This window comes from Streptococcus sp. HMSC034E03 (genome assembly GCF_001811505.1).
In the GTDB taxonomy this organism is placed as follows: Bacteria; Bacillota; Bacilli; order Lactobacillales; family Streptococcaceae; genus Streptococcus.
This window is the reverse complement of sequence record NZ_KV804964.1, coordinates 46721-65666: the sequence shown is the minus strand read 5'-3', so window position 1 is coordinate 65666 and position 18946 is coordinate 46721. Positions and strand designations below refer to the sequence as shown.

Below are 18946 nucleotides of genomic sequence, written 5' to 3'. Positions count from 1 at the left end.
TATCAGATGATGAGACAACATATTTTTGAAAACAGAAAAATACAAACGCCAAAAATGACGTTTGTCTTCGTTCTGAATCAGTTTAACAACTGATTTTATATGCAAAAAGATTGGTAGTTTTACCAATCTTTTTTAATATTATTTAACTGCTTCTTTCAAGGCATCAACCTTATCCAAGCGTTCCCATGGAAGATCGATATCTGTACGTCCCATGTGTCCATAAGCCGCTGTTTGACGGTAGATTGGACGTTTGAGATCAAGCATTTGGATGATTCCTGCTGGACGAAGGTCAAAGATTTGACGCGCTGCTTTTTCAAGCTTGCTTTCAGCTACTGTTCCAGTACCGAAGGTATCGATACGAACAGATACAGGTTGGGCTACACCAATGGCATAAGCCAATTGAACTTCTGCTTTCTTAGCCAGACCTGCAGCAACGATGTTTTTTGCAATGTAGCGAGCTGCATAAGAAGCTGAACGGTCAACCTTAGTCGCATCCTTACCAGAGAAGGCACCACCACCGTGACGTGAGTAACCACCATAAGTATCCACGATAATCTTACGACCAGTCAAACCTGAGTCTCCTTGAGGTCCTCCGATAACGAAACGACCTGTTGGATTGATGAAGAATTTAGTTTCGTCGTCAAGATAAGAAGCTGGAATCACTTCTTTGATAACCTTGTTAATCACATCTTCATGGATTTGTTCATTGCTGACTTCTGGATCGTGTTGGGTTGAAATAACGACAGTGTCCACGCGCACTGGCTGGTCATTTTCATCGTACTCAACAGTAACTTGAGATTTAGCATCTGGACGAAGATAGCTAATTTCACCAGACTTACGAAGTTCTGCTAAACGACGAACCAACTTGTGGCTGAGTGAGATTGGCAATGGCATGAGTTCTTCAGTTTCATTAACCGCAAAACCAAACATGAGACCTTGGTCTCCAGCTCCAATCAAATCAAGTGGATCTTGATCCGCATTTCCACGAACTTCCAAGGCTTCATTAACACCTTGGGCGATATCAGGAGATTGTTCTACCAATGATGGGTGAACTCCTACGGTCTCAGCAGAAAATCCATACTCTGTATTAGTATAGCCAATCTCTGCAATCGTATCACGTACCACACGGTTAATATCTACATAGGCATTGGTCGAAATTTCACCAAAAACATGAACTGAACCAGTATAAACAGCTGTTTCAGCAGCAACGTGAGCTTCTGGATCTTGCTCTAAAATAGCATCCAAGATAGCATCTGAAATTTGGTCTGCAATCTTATCTGGATGCCCCTCAGATACAGATTCAGACGTGAATAATTTACGTTCTGACATAAAAATGTCCCCCCTTAAAAAATATTCGTTATAGAGTTACAAAGTACTGGTAGAGAATCGATAAACGACCTTCACTACCACCTTATCGGGACCATATAACCTAACTATTATAACACGAATCTTTGAAAAATACTCGTATGATTACTATTTTTCTCAGAAGGGAAATATTTTCTAATCCAAACCAAATAAAAAAACTCTTAAAGTAGATCTGATTTTACTCCAAGAGTATTGTTAAAAACTAATTATTTTCTAGATAAAACTCAAAACGTTCTCCGACGTATTGGCTCTTTACATACTCGAAAGCTGTACCATCATCAAAGTAAGAAACTTGAGTAAGCCCTAAAATTGCATGCCCCTTTTCCACTTCCAGATAATGAGCAATTTTTTCCTTGGCTAAGCGAGCATATATAGTCTGGTGAGATTTACCAATCCGATAACCATGTTTCTGCAAGGTTTGAAAGAAGTGCTTGGTTACTTCTTCTTTCTTAAAATTTTTGATAAATTTCTCAGGGATAGAAGCCACCTCGTAGACTACAGGAACTTGATCTGCATAACGAACACGTTCCATACGGATAATATTTTCAGTGGCCTTGACCCCTAATTTTTCAACTTCTTGCTCATTAGGGATCGTTCGACGATAGGAAATCAGATGACTCGACGGTGTTTTACCCTGCGCTTTTACAATCTCCGTAAAACTAGTTGTTCCACGCATTTTTTCCTGAACACGAGTACTAGAAACAAAGGTCCCACTACCCACACGACGCTCCAAAACCCCCTCCTCGACCAAAAGGGAGATGGCTTGACGCAGAGTCATACGGCTAACTTCAAATTCCTCAGCTAAATCTCGCTCACTTGGAAGTCTTTCCCCAATTTTCCAACTTCCCTCATCAATGTCTTTCTTGATTTGGTCGTGGATTTTCATATAAGCTGGTAACATGCTTGCTCACTTCTTTTCTTTATTTTTTCCATTGTACCCTATCTCATGGGGAAAAGTCAAACTGCACTTGTTTGGTTGGTAATTCTGGGGCATTTATGATAGAATATTCAAGAAGATATTTCTTTTAAGAAAGGGAAAAGATGACCAACATTTCAACTGATTTGCAAGATGTCGAAAAGATCATCGTACTGGACTATGGTAGCCAGTATAACCAACTTATCTCACGTCGTATCCGTGAGATTGGTGTCTTTTCAGAACTAAAAAGTCACAAGATTTCGGCTGACGAAGTCCGCGCTATCAATCCTATCGGGATTGTACTTTCAGGTGGTCCAAACTCTGTTTACGAAGAAGGATCATTTGATATTGATCCAGAGATTTTTGAACTTGGAATTCCAATTTTAGGAATCTGCTACGGTATGCAGCTATTGACTCACAAGCTTGGTGGTAAGGTTGTTCCTGCAGGTGATGCTGGTAACCGTGAGTATGGACAATCCACTCTTACTCACACTGAGTCTGCTCTTTTTGCGGGTACTCCAGATGAGCAACTTGTCTTGATGAGCCACGGGGATGCTGTTACAGAAATTCCTGCTGATTTCGTTCGTACTGGAACATCCGCTGACTGCCCTTATGCATCCATTGAAAATCCAGATAAGAAAATCTATGGTATCCAATTCCACCCAGAGGTTCGTCATTCAGTTCACGGTTATGATATTTTGCGTAACTTTGCTTTGAATATCTGTGGTGCCAAAGGTGACTGGACCATGGATAACTTCATCGAGATGCAAATCAAACAAATCCGTGAAAAAGTTGGAGACAAACGTGTTCTCCTTGGTCTTTCAGGTGGTGTTGACTCTTCTGTTGTTGGGGTTCTTCTCCAAAAAGCAATCGGAGATCAATTGATCTGTATCTTTGTAGACCACGGTCTTCTTCGTAAAGGAGAAGCTGACCAAGTTATGGATATGCTTGGTGGTAAGTTTGGTTTGAACATTGTCAAAGCAGACGCTGCCAAACGTTTCTTGGATAAATTGGCAGGTGTTTCTGATCCTGAACAAAAACGTAAGATTATCGGCAACGAGTTTGTCTATGTCTTTGATGACGAAGCAAGCAAACTAAAAGATGTGAAATTCCTTGCTCAAGGAACACTATATACAGACGTTATCGAGTCAGGTACTGATACCGCACAAACCATCAAGTCTCACCACAACGTTGGTGGACTTCCAGAAGACATGCAGTTTGAACTCATCGAACCACTTAACACTCTTTACAAGGATGAGGTTCGTGCCCTTGGTACAGAGCTTGGTATGCCAGACCACATCGTATGGCGCCAACCATTCCCAGGTCCAGGTCTTGCAATCCGTGTCATGGGTGAAATCACTGAAGAAAAACTTGAAACAGTCCGCGAATCAGACGCAATCCTTCGTGAAGAAATCGCTAAAGCAGGTCTCGACCGCGATATCTGGCAATACTTCACTGTTAACACTGGCGTTCGTTCAGTAGGGGTTATGGGTGACGGTCGTACTTATGACTATACCATCGCTATCCGTGCTATCACTTCTATCGATGGAATGACAGCTGACTTCGCTAAGATTCCATGGGAAGTTCTCCAAAAAATCTCAGTTCGTATCGTAAACGAAGTTGACCACGTTAACCGTATCGTCTACGATATCACAAGTAAACCACCTGCAACTGTTGAGTGGGAGTAAAGTTTCCTATAAAATAATAAATAATACTGCTGGAGCATGGACTACAGTGGTATTATTTTTTATAATTTCAATATTAGGAAAATTTCTCGACTCTCAACTCCTCTTTTTAAATCCTTGAAACCATGCTATAATATAGTAAGTATAGCTCCAATAACCTAATGATAAAGATTTCTTACATCATCCGTAAGTGTTATTCTACTCTGATTCATATTATAATGAAAGTAACAAAAGATGGAGGTGTTTAACATGGAAACAATTTTACGAGTAGAATCATTAAAAAAGCATTATGGAAAAGAGCCGAATATCACCAAAGCCTTGAACGGTATATCTTTTCAAGTTGTCAAAGGTGAGTTCTTAGGGATTATGGGGAGCAGTGGTTCTGGGAAAACAACCCTTCTTAACTGTCTCGCTACTATCATCAAACCAACTGACGGCTCCATTCAAATGCAAGAAAAAGATTTAGGTCAGTTAAAAGGTAGTCAGTTAGCTGATTATCGTGGTAAGGAAATTGGTTACCTATTTCAAAATTTTGAGCTTTTGGACAATCTGACAGCCAAAGAAAATATTTTACTCCCCTTGTCTTTGCACAAGGTCGATGCCAACGAAAGCAAGGTTCGGTTAGAATTGCTTTCCCAATATCTAGATATTTCTGAACTTCTGGATAAGTTCCCATCTCAATTATCAGGTGGTCAACGGCAAAGGGTAGCTGCTGCGCGTGCCTTGATTTTAGACCCTAAGATTGTATTTGCAGATGAGCCCACAGGAGCTTTGGATTCAAAAAATGCGACCATTTTGATGCAAAAATTATCCGAAATGAATCAAGTGGAAGAAACCACCATTCTCATGGTGACCCACGATTCAGTCGCTGCCAGCTTTTGCAACCGCATCTTGTTTATCCAAGACGGAAAACTATTCCATGAAATTCGACGCGATTATCCAAGAGAAAGTCAAGAAGATTTTTACCACAGAATACTAAAGGTCATGTCTGCACTGGCTGGAGGTGATGGCAATGTTTTCTAAATTAGTCTCAAGAAATAGCAAGAGGGATCGAAAGAATAATGGCTTGTATTTCAGTTCCATGGTTCTTTCTATTATCTCCTTTTACATCATCCTTTCTTTGTCCCATCAAGATGTGATGATCTTTCTCAAACAAATAGAGAGTGACGCTGTAAATAAACTCTTTAGCATGATTCCCATTCTTTATGTAGCAACCCTCTTTATTCTCTTTTTTCTAGTCTACTTCGCAAGCAGTATGCAGATGGAAAGGAGAAAACATGAATTTGGTGTCTATCTAACGCTAGGGATGCGAAGAAGCAAACTGTTCTTGCTGCTCCTGCTTGAGGATTTGAGAAACAGTATTCTTGCTCTTGGAATAGGACTTCCAATTTCAATCTTGATTTCAGAACTGATTAGCCTAATAACCGCTAAAATTGTTGGGCTAGGGATTATTGAACATCAATTTTCTCTATCTACTACAGCTCTATTCTATACAATCATCGGTTTCCTAGCCGTAAAATTAGCTGTCTTTATTCTTTTAAGTGCAAAAACAGCCAATAAGGAAATCGGAGATCTGCTATCCTATTCTCCTTCTGGCATGAAGAAACTACTCCCCAAGGGTGTGTACCTTCTTGCTTCTGTCCTCGGAATTTTGCTTCTAGGAACAGCCTATTACTTGGGGATGAGTGGACGAGCTTGGGAAAATGTCATAACAATGGGCATCACTGTTCTCTTGGGAACTCTAGGAACTATACTACTCTTCTTTGGTATGCGTTTGTTTATAGACTTTTTGGTCAAGCTTGGAAGCAATCGAAAACTCCACACCTATAATTTTAGACAGATTCAAGAATTAGTTATCCAGCGCTCAACTATACTGGCTATCTGCTCCCTCTTAATCTTCTCTGCCTTGTGCCTCTTTGGAGCAGGTGTTGCCATTGCAAGTGGCAATTCAGGCAATCAAACCCACGTTTTGGATTATACATTTAGAGATAGCAAACAGGAAACAGATGAAAATCTTGATATGAATACAGTAAAAAAAGAGCTTGAAGCTGCTGGACTGGCATCACAGTTTTCAAAGATTCTACAAATCAAAGTGGGCAAACCGAAAGAACACGAGTCCGTGTCCTTTGAACAGTTCATCAAGGTATTGAAAGAGCAAAAAGAAAGTAAAAACAAGGAAGTCTTAGTCCATAATTTCCAGAAGTATATAAGTTGCCACCTTTTGCCACTCTCTGAATACAATGAGCTTAGAAAGGCTGCCAGTCTCCCTCCTCTAGAATTAACAAACAAGGAAGCCTACTTGTATATGGGAAAAGATTTTCTCCCGGATGATAATCTAGTTAACTCTGTTCTGAAAACAAATCCTCAAATCAAAGTCATGGGAAATGATGTAAAATTGATTGGAGAGGTTCAGTCTTTACCGATTGTAACGGATCGTGAAATAACCATTTCTATAACCCTCATAGTCCCAGATGAGACCTTTATGAGCTATACAGATGGTCGGTATTCAAATTATGTTAGTGGTATCTTGGCTCCTGAGTTGGTCAAGGAAAAAGGCCTGATGAAAGCTATCTCAGATACCAATAAAAAACTGAATCAAAGCCCTCTTGGCTATGAAAGTTATATACAAAATATGGGAAGACAATTATTTTACATTATCTCTGCCAGCTATATCACCATCTATCTGGCTATCATCTTCCTTGTTGTCGCAAATACAATTATCGGCGTTCAGTTTTTGATGGGACAAAGACAATCCTACAGACGATACCAGACCTTAATCCATCTCGGAGCAAACTACGAAACTCTTTGTAAATCTTCAGAAAAGCAAATCAATTGGTATTTTGGTCTACCAATAGCTCTTGCACTTATCAGTAGTAGCTTCGGAGTGAGCTCCCTCCTCACAGGAATAGTACCAGCCAGTTCAAGAATGGCCATGGGGCAGAAATTTATCACAGCCATGCTGATAATACTGCTGTTAGCTGGATTTGAAGTCATCTATATAAGAATTGTAAAGAAAAATAGCAACAAGTACTTGTTGTCATTAATGGAACCCAAAAGAGATGAATAAGGTAGAATAAAATAGGAAAAGGAGGAGCCGATATGAAGCATATTCTGGTTATTGAAGATGAAGCCTTGATTCGAGATGAAATTGTCATTTTGTTAGAGAAAGCGGGTTATCAAGTTGATAAGTTGACTGACTTCAAAGATACAAGCCAGCAAGTATTGCAATACGATACGGATTTAATCGTACTGGATTTGAATTTACCAGGAGAAACAGGGTTTCAAATTTGTAAAAATCTCAAGTCCAAACGCTCTGTGCCCATATTGGTTCTCACCTCCCGTGAACAACTAAAAGATGAAATTTACGCCCTAAAATTAGGGGCTGACGAGTACTTAACAAAACCTTTCAAGAAAGAAAGATTCTTGGCTCGTATAGAAAACATCTTGAAACGCTATGAAGGTAGACAAAATTTGCTTGAAAAAGATAATTTCCTGCTGGATAGAAATACCTATACTCTTTATATCAACGGACATTCGATTTTACTCCCTCAAAATCAAGGGAAATTGTTAGAAACCTTATTAGTGGCAACTGATTCTGTCGTCACAAAAGAAGAACTAAGTATGAAACTGTGGAATACAACTGAGTTCATCGATGAAAATGCCCTACAAGTAAACATTGCAAGGCTGAAAAAGGTGATGAAACAGGCTGGTATTGCCCTTAAAGTCAAGTCCGTCAGAGGTATTGGTTACAAGCTAGAAGAGGTAAGTCCAGATGAAACATAATCTAAAATATCTAGCTAGTTATCTGCCTTGGTTACTTGTTCTCTTAGCATTTGATCTATTCACAGCTATCCTGCTTTGGCTTTCAGATGTGAGAATGTTTCAAGCTCTCATCCTTCTCTATATTTTAGCCACCGTCCTGCTTTTTTTCATCCTATCATTCTTACTTATAAGAAAAGAAAGAAAAAAATCCGCTGCTTATAAATCCTTCATAGCCAACCCTAAGATCGATACTGAACTTGAATTATTGAATTTATCAAGTGCCTCAGAGAATGAAAGCATTGAAAAAATAGCAGATACACTTTATCAAAAGCAGGCTCAAATAGGAAAACTCAACTCATTACTAGCCGAGTACGAGGACTATGTTGAAAAATGGGCGCATGAGATTAAACTTCCTTTATCGCTTCTTTCCCTCCTTTTAGATAATCAAAGTGACCAACTACCTGAGGATACTGCTTTTAAATTGGACTATGTGAAAAATCAAATCCAAGGAAATGTATCACAGATCCTATTCTACTACAGGGTGAAAAGTGAGAAAAATGATTTTCTATTTGAAGACCTTGACCTAGAAGAGTGTATCCAAGATCTTTTGGAGAACTTTGATCCCTTGCTCAAAGAAAAGAATTTTACGATTAAGTTAGAAAACATACAAGGAATCTGCTACACCGATCAACGCAGTTTTGGATTTATCCTGTCTCAAATACTAGCCAACGCCCTTAAATATAGCTCTGACAAACCAGAACTCAAGATTTCTATGTCAAGTGACAAGGGGCGCAAAACCCTGATTATTAGGGATAATGGGTGTGGAGTTAAAGCTTGCGACCTCCCTCATATCTTTGAAAAAGGATTTACAGGTGATTCAGGAGAGACAAGGAAAAAATCAACAGGTATGGGTCTCTATCTTGTCAAACAATTAGCAGATGCTTTAAAAATCGACATCGTAGTAAAATCCGAATGGATGCATGGATTTGAAATCTCTCTTTCTATTTCGTAATTTTTCGATTAAGAAAATTGCCTAGTCATAGAAAGCACATATTTTAGACCAAAAAGGAAAGCTGTATTGACCCCCAAAAGTTGGACAAATAATTATTGAAAGGATTTAGTTCTGTATTGCACAGGGCTAAGTCCTTTTTTACCATTTGTCAAGTATATTAAGGTATTTGATGAAAAGTCGTTTTAGTTTGACTTTAATTCGTTTGTTGTTTTAGTTCTGGAGAATAATAACGATTCATCCCTTTCTTGACGATATCTATGCCATAACGGTCAATTAATTTCATCATGTACTTTAGAACAGAAACATCCACACCAAATCTTTTCAAAAGCTGTTTGAAGCTTTGTCCTTGCTTTCTTAGTTCATAAATCTGAACTTTATCTTCATAATTCAATTTCATAATAAAACACCCCAAAAGTTAGATTTTTTCTGTCTAACTTTTGAGGTGCAGTTCAAATTTCTGATGGGATTTTAACATTTCAATATGATTCTTACCAGAAAAACTTTCGATAAATTCTAGCAATCGTTAAAAATATAGCGTAGACTATACCTAAGATGGTTAAAACAATTTTTCCAGTAGTCACCTCTGAGCCGATGATCAATATATGAAAGAGAGGAGCGAGACCGCTACAGATATATATCAAATAAGCAAAAACATTTATTTCACCACTCCCAGCAATAAAGTCTTTCATTTAACTTCTCCTACAATCAACTTTTAATTTAAATATCCTATAAACTTCAAAAAAATAAAAGAATGATCTGATTAAATTTTAATTTTCTAATATCATCTACTTATGAATTCTGTCAATTTCAATGTAGAACTATAAAAAGACAGTAAAACCAACTTGGTTCTACTGTCTTATTCTTAAAATGTCTGGCGCTTAGCTTTTCGCTCTGCACGTCCACGAGCACGACCTTCTGCTCGCTTGGCTTTACGACGTTTTTCATCGACAGCCCACTGGATTTTTTTCTTATATCCTGGTTTGACTTTTTTCTTTTTCTTTTTAACCAAGCCAATCATTTCGATGTCCAATTTTTCTTGTTTCTTCTCACGATTGGCACGACGATCGCGGTCATAGGTATCTTGGAATTCTCCGTCTTTAACCATCTTAGGCACAAACTTGATCCCTAGTTTCTCTAACTCACGAATATCTGAGTCGTCACTAGGCTGGTAAAGGGTAATGGCTGTACCAGGCAGACCATTACGTCCAGTTCGTCCAACACGGTGGACAAAGAAGGACAAGTCTTGTGGAATGGCATCGTTAATGACGTGACTGACCCCTTCAATATCAATCCCACGCGCAGCCAAGTCAGTCGCAACGATGTACTCAAAATCAAGGTTTTTCACCTGATTCATGATACGTTTACGTTCACGAGGAGCAATATCTCCGTGAATCTTAGCAACCTTCAAGCCTTGGGCTGTTAAATATGTATGCAATTCATCTGCACGTGTCTTAGTATTGACAAAAATCATGGCTAGATATGGTTGCATGACTTGAGTCAATTCATAAATCTGGGCATTCTTATCACGACCTTTAGTCGAAATCAACCAATTATCAATGGTATCTGAGATAACTGTTTTGGTCTTGATTTTTTCCATAACTGGATTAGACAAGTATTTTTTCAAGAATGGTTGCAGTTTTTGCGGAATAGTTGCTGAAAAGACCATAAACTGCAAGTCCTTGGGAAGGCTACCTGCAATCTTATCAACTGTTTCCAAGAATCCCATATCCAAGGTCATATCAGCTTCATCGACTACAAAGGTCTTAGCCTTGTGGATAGCAAGATCACCAGATTTTACCAAATCATAGATACGACCAGGTGTTCCGATAACAATGTGGGGCTGGTTGCTTGCTAATTTATCAATCTGACGGGCCTTGTCTGTACCACCAACATAGTTAACTACACGTACTTCTACATCCGAGTGGCCTGCAATTTGACGAGCAGCTTGGTAAATCTGAGTCGCCAATTCACGACTTGGAGCTGTGATAACTGCCTGCACACTATCGCTCTCTTCATCCAACTGTTGGAAAATTGGAAGCAAGAAGGTATGAGTTTTCCCTGAACCTGTTTTTGATTCACCAACCAAGTCACGACCTGCCAGGACAATAGGAATTAACTTATCTTGCACCTCTGTTGGAGTGGTAAACTTCAACTCCTCCAAGGCTTCTTCTATATATTTTTTAAACTTAAATTTCGTAAATGACATAATATCCTCGATTCTATCTATCTACTCATTATACCACATTTTGATGCATTTCAGTTAAACTTTCGGTTTAGATAAACCCACGGAAATTTCAAAACATACCCGATTAAAGATAAGGAAAATACTCTCTGTCCATCATGAACAAAGAGTACTAGATTTTTACGTAAGCTTCCACTCTTTCGTTAGCCAATCACAAAAATGTTGATAGCGTTGGTCGAGAGCTTCATGATGCCCATAAGCATCAAAGGTGGAATAAGCTGAGGGAACTTTCTCTGAAATTAGATTATGAATATCACTTGCAAAAAGGGGAGCCTTAGACAGACGATTGGAATGATTGGCACCTTCTGTCTGACCATTTTGCAGATAAATCAGGCTTTGGCTCTGCATCAAGGTATGTTCCCTGCAAAAATCTGTAAAGTCTGGATACCAGAAAGAACCACAGATAGAAAAGATACAGGTCACAGGAAGATTATTGCTATAGAGACTATAGACAGCAGCAAGCCCCCCCAGCGAATAGCCACCATAAGCAATCCTACTTTCATCAATCAAGTAGTCTTTCTTTAGAATTTTTAAAATTCCTTGAAAGAGCTTTTGATGGTAGTCGTCTACCTTCCCACCAAAGTCTGGTGCCCCTTCTTTCAATGCATCAGACTGCCAGGGTGTAAAGTCATTCAAGCGATTTTCTGGAATCAAACCCACCAAAATTACAGATTGAGATAGGTCTGACAAATAGTCTAGTTCCCCATCATTTAAAAGCACAACTGGATAGGCTTGTTGAGGATCATAGTTTGAAGGAAGGCTGACCCTAACCTGAATCCCTTCCCAGTTAAACTCCTTATTTCTTGATAAAGTCATTGATTTTTTCAAGTGAATCAATTACTGCTGGACCGTAGTCCATCAACTCATCGTAAGAGATGGTCATGATTTTTTGATTCTTGATTGCTGGGACATTTTCCAAAACAGCATTTGCCTTCATCAAATCCACTGCTTTTTCATCCAACTTTTGATTGCGGTCGCTGGTTACATAGATAATCAACTCTGGATCCATTGATACTAGATTTTCCAAGGTCAAACCAGATGTTCCTGTTGCGACATTGGTATAACCAAGTTGGTTGAGCAAACTTTCTTGAAGGGCTGACTTGTAGGCACCGAAGGTTTCATCGTTATAAGCAACCATAATCAAAGCTTTTTTCTTTTCACCCTGTGTTTCTGGATTGGCTTTTTTAACCGCATCGATTTTAGCTTGCAATTGCTCTGCGTATTGATTAGCCTTGTCTTGGACATTGAAAATGGTACCAAGATTCTTCACATCTTCTACGATATTTCCTAAATCTTGTTGGATAGTTGAAAGTGAAGCTTTTTGCGTATAAACAGGGATTTTGTTTTCATTCCAAGCACTAATGGTTCCCATTGACTTTTCAGAAAACATCATGTTACGTCCCATCAAAGCGTCTGGTTCATAAGAAAGAACCGTTTCTTGTGAGACTGATTTTTTATCACCAATATGAGGGATAGCTTCAATTGCTTCCTTGTATTTACCAGTTACGGCATTATCAGGATTGAGCATACCGGCAATTTTATCCTTCAAACCAAGTTCAAGTAGAATTTCAGTTGTTGAAAGATTGTTGGTGATGACCTTTTCAGGAGCCTTTTCAAAGACTTGTTCGACTTCGTTTCCTTTGGCATCATAAGTTTTGATGGTTACAGGATAGCTGGTTTCTGTAGTAGATTTTTGACTTGTCTCTGCGCTTGATTGTGTGGTAGCTTTTTCTGTTGAACTATTTCCACAAGCTGCTAAAGTTAAGGTAGCTACTGTTAGGAGCAAAATACTGAGTGATTTTTTCATGTTTTGTTTTCCTTTTCATTTTTTATAAATAGTGAATCATGGCTTGCTGGTCTTCCGTCCAAGTAACCCTACTTTGGACACCATAGACAGCCTGCAAAGACTCTGGTGTGATGGTCTCTTTTGGAGTCCCTTGGTAAACAATCTCTCCTTCTTTCATTAGATAGAGATAGTCTGAATAGCGACAAGCTAGCTGAATATCGTGTAATACTGCTAGTACATTGATATTGAGATGTTTGACAATGGTTAACAAGTCTAGCTGGTATTTGATATCCAAATGATTGGTCGGTTCGTCTAAGAGCAGAAGAGTCGGTTCTTGTGCCAAGGCGCGTGCCAACAAAACCCGCTGCTTCTCTCCTCCTGACAGAGAAGAGTAGAGGCGATTTCTCTTTTCGAACATATCTACCTTAACCAGAGCATCCTCAACCAAGGCAAAGTCTTTTTCTTTTTCCTTTTGTAAGAAAGAGAGATGGGGTGTTCTGCCCAGCATGACAATTTCCTCAACAGTACAATCAAATTGTAACTGATTAAACTGCGTGACGACTGCCATCTGCTTTGCCGTTTCCTTGACGCTCATTTGTTCCAAGGGGTTTCCATTTAGAGAAATCAAGCCTTGATCAGGCTTTTCCTGTCGATAGAGGAGTTTCAGCAAGCTAGTTTTCCCACTTCCATTTGGTCCTAAAATGGTATGAAATTGGTTGCCCTCCAGTTTAAGTGAGACTCCTTTGAGAATTTTTTTCTCTCCGATTCCAAAGTGAATATCCTGACACATTAAGTCCATATCAAACCCTCACCTCCCTTCGTCTACTTCCAACCATGTAGATAAAGAAAGGGGCACCTACTAGAGCTGTAAAAATCCCAATCGGCAGCTCAGCATTTTGAATCAAGACACGAGCAAGGACATCTGCCCAGATAACAAAGAGGGCGCCGAGCAAAGTAGCGATCGGAAAAAGTCTTCTGTAATTAGTACCAACCAAACTTCGTGCTAAATGAGGTGTGATGAGACCAACAAAACCAATAATCCCACAAGTCGATACCAAGATTGCTGTCATTATAGCCACAATCGTCACATAGAGATACCAGTAAAAACGTAGGGGAATCCCTAAGGTCAAAGCCGCCTCATCACCCATCATCATGGCATTAAAAACACGATATTGGGTAGAGAAAAATAAAAAAGCAATTCCCACGATTATAGTTGGCAAGGTTAAGTGAGCCCAGGAGGTCCCCGCTAAGGAACCCATGGTCCAAAACTTGATGGTCATGACACTATCAGCATTAGCGCCAATTGAGATAATAAAGTTTGAAAAAGCCAAAAATAGTGCATTCACAACTGTCCCTGATAAAATCAGGCTGGAAGTTGTCATCCTGCCTTGCATGGAAGCAATCAGAAGGACTGCAACTGTTGCCACAAGCGCTCCAAGGAAAGAGCCAAGACCAATCATGACCTTAAATCCGAGGATGATGCTCAAAGTCGCACCAAAGGTTGCCCCAGCAGAAATTCCTAACACATAGGGTTCTGCGATTGGATTATTGACCGTTGACTGCATGACGCTACCACACATGGAAAGGCCTGCACCAACTATCAAACCAAGAAAAACCCGGGGTAACCTCATATTCCAAACAATAGCAAGTGTAGATTTTGAAAGGTCTCCTATATCCAACGGAGCTCCCATCTTACTCAATATAATCCGATAGGTATCACTCAAACTAATTTGAACTGAACCCATAGAAACAGCCAAAAATAGAGAAACTCCCAAAGTTCCGAGCAACAGAGATAGGAGAAAAACATACCGCAGGTTTTGATGGCTTCCAGAAGATTTGGAAATCATAAAACTCTCCCTTAATAAAATTAAAAATTTAGACAATTTTCATAAATAGTATACCACATTTCTAAATCAGGAACAAGGCTAGAAAGATACAGATAAAAAGACTGTTGAAACTAGAGAGCTGATTGAGCTCAGGCTAAAATCCTAATGAAACTAAAAAATCTCCCCGATAGGAGACCTTTCTGGTTTATTTTACCTTACAGTGCTAGGAACTGTAACCGAAGAACATACTTGAGTATATCGAGGTAAGGTGACGAAAATAAAAAAAGCCCTCTGAAGTCAGAGAACTCATTTGAGCTCGGGCTAAAATACAGAAAAACAAAAAGACTACCCAATCGAGTAGCCTTATTTCAAGATGTGCTCAATTGAACACGGCCTAAGCGCTTGGCAAAAAAGATAAAATCTCCTAGAAACTGAAGTTTCTTCGTCAATTTTCCTATTTTTGCTTTGTGCTTTTGACGGCCTTTGTATCTTGAGTCTTGCTGGACAAAACGTTTATAGACTAGGCGGCAAGCCGAAGATTGTATTAAAAGTCTAGTGAAACTAAAAAATCTCCCCAAAGGGAGAATATCTGGTTTATTTTACCTTACAGTGCTAGAAACCGTAACCGAAGATTATACATGAGCATACCAAGGTAAGGTGACAAAAGTAAAAAAGCTACCCAATTTAGAGTAGCTTCATTATCAAGATATGCTCAATTGAACACGGCCTAAGCACCTGGCAAAAAAGATAAAATCTCCTAGAAACTGGAGTTTCTTCGTCAATTTTCCTATTTTTGATTTGTGCTTTTGACGGCCTTTGTATCTTGAATTAGCGACGAAGTCCTAGAGAGTTGATTAACTCACGGTAACGGTTAACGTCGTTTTTACGCAAGTATGCAAGCAAGTTACGACGGCGACCGATTTTTTTCATCAATCCACGGTAAGTAGCGTGGTCTTTTTTGTGTTGTTTGATGTGTTCGTTAAGGTGGTTGATTTCCCAAGTAAGGACAGCAACTTGAACCTCTACTGAACCTGTATCACCTTCGTGACGTGCATATTGTGCGATGATTTCATTTTTTTTCTCTTTTGAGATTGCCATGATGTTTCTCCTTTTTATTTGGCTTCATCCGAGTGACAGGTTGGCATGCCTGCAACCAAGAAGAAGTTATTTGTCTTTACGACAATCCCTATTCTACCAATAACTAACATCTTTGTCAACAGATTTACTTTCTTTCTCTTTGCTTCACTAATACAATTAAGATTGTCAATTTCTGCTAATATTACCATAGCTGATTACCAACGCCTTTCCAACAAGGAAATTCAAAAAAATCTACAAATATCTTGAAAATTTTCACAATCATGCTATAATAATCCATAGAGACAAGTCACTTAGTCCCTTTCTACTAGAGAGTGCGTGGTTGCTGGAAACGCATAGGAAGCCTAAACTGATACTACTCTACTGACTTTTATGAAAACATAAAACGGTGGCCACGTTAGAGCCAATCAGAGGTGTCCCTCTCTTTTGAGGACATAAATGAAGGTGGAACCACGTTGCGACGTCCTTTCGAGGATGTCGCAATTTTTTATGAGGAGACTAACTATGGAGTTGCAAGAATTAGTGGAGCGCAGTTGGGCAATCCGACAAGCTTATCACGATCTGGAAGTTAAGCATCATGATTCCAAGTGGACGGTCGAAGAAGACCTCTTGGCTTTATCGAATGATATTGGAAATTTCCAACGATTGGTGATGACCAAGCAAGGACGCTACTATGATGAAACACCCTACACACTGGAACAAAAACTTTCAGAAAATATCTGGTGGCTAGTAGAACTTTCTCAACGTTTGGATATAGACATTCTGACGGAAATGGAAAACTTCCTCTCTGATAAAGAAAAGCAATTGAACATTAAGACTAGGAAGTAGTCTGCAAAAAAGTCAATGCTTAGAAACGGTGAAATAATAAAAAGGAGAACATCATGATTAACATTACTTTCCCAGATGGCGCTGTTCGTGAATTCGAATCTGGCGTTACAACTTTTGGAATTGCCCAATCTATCAGCAATTCCCTCGCTAAAAAAGCTCTTGCTGGTAAATTTAACGGCAAACTCATTGACACAACTCGTGCTATCACTGAAGACGGAAGCATCGAAATCGTGACACCTGATCACGAAGATGCCCTTCCAATCTTGCGTCACTCAGCAGCTCACTTGTTCGCTCAAGCAGCTCGTCGCCTCTTCCCAGACATTCACTTGGGTGTCGGTCCAGCTATCGAAGATGGTTTCTACTACGATACAGACAACCAAGCGGGTCAAATCTCTAACGAAGACCTGCCTCGTATCGAAGAAGAAATGAAGAAAATCGTTAAAGAAAACTTCCCATCAATCCGTGAAGAAGTGACTAAAGACGAGGCGCGTGAAATCTTCAAAAACGATCCTTACAAATTGGAATTGATCGAAGAACACTCAGAAGATGAGGGCGGTTTGACTATCTACCGTCAAGGTGAGTATGTGGACCTCTGCCGTGGCCCACACGTCCCATCAACTGGTCGCATCCAAATCTTCCACCTTCTCAATGTAGCTGGTGCTTACTGGCGTGGAAATAGCGACAATGCTATGATGCAACGTATCTACGGTACAGCTTGGTTTGACAAGAAAGACTTGAAGAACTACCTTCAAATGCGTGAAGAGGCTAAGGAACGTGATCACCGTAAACTTGGTAAAGAATTGGATCTCTTTATGATTTCTCAAGAAGTTGGTCAAGGTCTTCCATTCTGGTTGCCAAATGGAGCGACTATCCGTCGTGAATTGGAACGCTACATCGTCGACAAGGAAATCGCTGCTGGTTACCAACACGTCTACACTCCACCAATTGCCTCAGTTGAACTTTACAAGACTTCTGGTCACTGGGATCACTACCGTGAAGATATGTTCCCAACCATGGATATGGGTGACGGGGAAGAATTCGTCCTTCGTCCAATGAACTGTCCTCACCATATCGAGGTCTTTAAACACCATGTTCACTCTTACCGTGAATTGCCAATCCGTATTGCTGAAATCGGTATGATGCACCGTTATGAAAAATCTGGTGCTCTTACAGGGCTTCAACGTGTACGTGAAATGTCCCTTAATGATGGTCACACTTTCGTAACACCTGAACAAATCAAAGATGAGTTCCAACGTACGCTTCAATTGATTATTGATGTTTACGAAGATTTCAACTTGACTGACTATCGTTTCCGTTTATCATATCGTGACCCTCAAGATACTCACAAGTACTTTGATAATGATGAAATGTGGGAAAATGCTCAACGTATGTTGAAATCAGCTATGGATGACATGGGACTTGACTACTTTGAAGCTGAAGGTGAAGCAGCCTTCTACGGACCAAAATTGGATATCCAGGTGAAGACAGCCCTTGGTAAAGAAGAAACTCTTTCTACTATCCAGCTTGACTTCTTGCTTCCAGAACGCTTCGACCTTAAATACATCGGAGCTGATGGTGAAGAACACCGTCCAGTTATGATTCACCGTGGTGTTATCTCAACTATGGAACGCTTCACAGCTATCTTGATTGAAAACTACAAGGGTGCCTTCCCAACATGGCTTGCACCTCACCAAGTAACTCTTATCCCAGTTTCTAACGAAAAACACGTGGACTACGCTTGGGAAGTAGCTAAGAAACTCCGTGACCGTGGTGTTCGTGCCGATGTGGATGAACGCAATGAAAAAATGCAGTTCAAGATTCGCGCTTCTCAAACACAAAAGATTCCTTACCAATTGATCGTTGGTGACAAGGAAATGGAAGAGAAGGCTGTAAACGTTCGCCGCTATGGTCAAAAAGAAACTGAAACTATGCCGGTAGACGCATTTGTAGAATTGATTCTTTCAGACATAGCCAACAAATCACGAGTTGAAAAATAAACGATAAAACCTGGGATAAAAATTCCAGCTACATAAAAAAGCAACAACTGAAAACGTTGTTGCTTTTTTATGTAGCCTGAGCTATTAGTGATTGGTCAAACTTCCACAAATGTATCCTCATCAACGATCCTTTCTATCCACTAACTTTTGGATATAGGATATCCTCCCAAGATTTGCTTCCTCGAGTTAGATAAGTTGACTATCCTCAGTCCTTGTCTGCCTCAATTTCTTTTACGATGTCATCTTGTGAATCTTTTTCAGAGAGTTTTTGATCGATATACTTGTTAATGGTTTCATAAAATTCCTTGGTCATCTCACTATCTAATTTTGTCGAATTATGGACCTGATTGACTTTCAATTGAATAGATTGAATACCGTAAGAGGCTTGTTTTTGGCGGATTGTTTCTAATTCTTCTTCTGAAATCGGATCTC

16 protein-coding genes and 2 pseudogenes are annotated in these 18946 nt (G+C 39.6%); 7 read left to right on the top strand and 11 right to left on the bottom strand.

The genetic code is table 11. From position 1 onward, the window contains the following. Nucleotides 1–138: 138 nt before the first annotated feature. Both metK and HMPREF2805_RS02300 read right to left on the bottom strand, forming a co-directional pair. On the bottom strand, nt 139–1329 hold the full coding sequence (gene metK, locus HMPREF2805_RS02305; protein WP_000003967.1) for a methionine adenosyltransferase: 1191 nt from the start codon (nt 1327–1329) through the stop codon (nt 139–141). Nucleotides 1330–1567: 238 nt separating this feature from the next. After that, entirely contained in the window at nt 1568–2266 is a 699-nt protein-coding gene (locus HMPREF2805_RS02300; RefSeq protein WP_075231227.1) for a GntR family transcriptional regulator, read from the bottom strand. Between the two features lie 140 nt (nt 2267–2406). Here HMPREF2805_RS02300 and guaA point away from each other — a divergent pair, with 140 nt between their 5' ends. The 5 genes from guaA (at nt 2407) to HMPREF2805_RS02275 (ending at nt 8740) form a co-directional block, all read left to right on the top strand. Further along, a complete protein-coding gene (guaA, locus tag HMPREF2805_RS02295; protein WP_075231226.1) occupies nt 2407–3969 on the top strand; it encodes a glutamine-hydrolyzing GMP synthase in 1563 nt (520 codons plus the stop codon). Between the two features lie 246 nt (nt 3970–4215). Beyond that, nucleotides 4216–4989 carry an ABC transporter ATP-binding protein gene (locus tag HMPREF2805_RS02290; RefSeq protein ID WP_004251193.1) on the top strand — a complete coding sequence of 258 codons (774 nt, stop codon included), beginning with the start codon at nt 4216–4218 and terminating at the stop codon, nt 4987–4989. After that, a complete protein-coding gene (locus tag HMPREF2805_RS02285) occupies nt 4979–7033 on the top strand; it encodes an FtsX-like permease family protein (RefSeq protein ID WP_075231225.1) in 2055 nt (684 codons plus the stop codon). Before HMPREF2805_RS02290 ends, HMPREF2805_RS02285 begins: the two co-directional genes overlap by 11 nt. Before the next feature lie 32 nt (nt 7034–7065). After that, nucleotides 7066–7749, top strand: a complete 684-nt coding sequence (locus HMPREF2805_RS02280; RefSeq protein WP_075231224.1) for a response regulator transcription factor — start codon at nt 7066–7068, stop codon at nt 7747–7749. Continuing rightward, complete coding sequence (locus tag HMPREF2805_RS02275) at nt 7739–8740, top strand: sensor histidine kinase (protein WP_075231223.1); 1002 nt, start codon at nt 7739–7741, stop codon at nt 8738–8740. Before HMPREF2805_RS02280 ends, HMPREF2805_RS02275 begins: the two co-directional genes overlap by 11 nt. Nucleotides 8741–8942: 202 nt before the next feature. Here the strand turns inward: HMPREF2805_RS02275 and HMPREF2805_RS11240 are convergent. From HMPREF2805_RS11240 to rpsO, 8 genes and pseudogenes are all read right to left on the bottom strand, one after another. After that, nucleotides 8943–9137 (bottom strand): annotated as a pseudogene (locus HMPREF2805_RS11240) (helix-turn-helix domain-containing protein); the annotation flags it as partial. A 91-nt stretch (nt 9138–9228) separates the two neighbouring features. After that, nucleotides 9229–9429, bottom strand: coding sequence for a hypothetical protein (locus HMPREF2805_RS02265; RefSeq protein WP_075231221.1), 201 nt, complete (start codon nt 9427–9429; stop codon nt 9229–9231). Nucleotides 9430–9602: 173 nt separating this feature from the next. Next, nucleotides 9603–10946, bottom strand: coding sequence for a DEAD/DEAH box helicase (locus HMPREF2805_RS02260; protein WP_075231220.1), 1344 nt, complete (start codon nt 10944–10946; stop codon nt 9603–9605). 156 nt (nt 10947–11102) lie between these two features. Then, nucleotides 11103–11798, bottom strand: coding sequence for an alpha/beta hydrolase-fold protein (locus HMPREF2805_RS02255; protein ID WP_075231219.1), 696 nt, complete (start codon nt 11796–11798; stop codon nt 11103–11105). Next, on the bottom strand, nt 11779–12789 hold the full coding sequence (locus HMPREF2805_RS02250) for an ABC transporter substrate-binding protein (protein WP_075231218.1): 1011 nt from the start codon (nt 12787–12789) through the stop codon (nt 11779–11781). The genes HMPREF2805_RS02255 and HMPREF2805_RS02250 overlap by 20 nt, the downstream gene beginning before the upstream one ends. A 22-nt stretch (nt 12790–12811) precedes the next feature. After that, the gene (locus tag HMPREF2805_RS02245; protein WP_075231217.1) at nt 12812–13567 is read right to left on the bottom strand and encodes an ABC transporter ATP-binding protein; all 756 of its coding nucleotides are present in this window, start codon (nt 13565–13567) and stop codon (nt 12812–12814) included. A 1-nt stretch (nt 13568) separates the two neighbouring features. Then, nucleotides 13569–14615 carry a FecCD family ABC transporter permease gene (locus HMPREF2805_RS02240; RefSeq protein ID WP_075231216.1) on the bottom strand — a complete coding sequence of 349 codons (1047 nt, stop codon included), beginning with the start codon at nt 14613–14615 and terminating at the stop codon, nt 13569–13571. A gap of 807 nt (nt 14616–15422) precedes the next feature. Next, the gene (gene rpsO / locus HMPREF2805_RS02235; protein ID WP_001018251.1) at nt 15423–15692 is read right to left on the bottom strand and encodes a 30S ribosomal protein S15; all 270 of its coding nucleotides are present in this window, start codon (nt 15690–15692) and stop codon (nt 15423–15425) included. 501 nt (nt 15693–16193) lie between these two features. Here rpsO and HMPREF2805_RS02230 point away from each other — a divergent pair. Together HMPREF2805_RS02230 and thrS are read left to right on the top strand one after the other, a co-directional pair. Continuing rightward, complete coding sequence (locus HMPREF2805_RS02230) at nt 16194–16517, top strand: nucleoside triphosphate pyrophosphohydrolase family protein (RefSeq protein ID WP_075231215.1); 324 nt, start codon at nt 16194–16196, stop codon at nt 16515–16517. Nucleotides 16518–16570: 53 nt separating this feature from the next. Then, nucleotides 16571–18514 carry a threonine--tRNA ligase gene (gene thrS / locus HMPREF2805_RS02225; protein WP_075231214.1) on the top strand — a complete coding sequence of 648 codons (1944 nt, stop codon included), beginning with the start codon at nt 16571–16573 and terminating at the stop codon, nt 18512–18514. A gap of 205 nt (nt 18515–18719) precedes the next feature. On the opposite strand, the pseudogene HMPREF2805_RS02220 reads toward thrS, so the two are convergent. Further along, nucleotides 18720–18946: pseudogene (locus tag HMPREF2805_RS02220) on the bottom strand (TIGR00341 family protein); the annotation flags it as partial.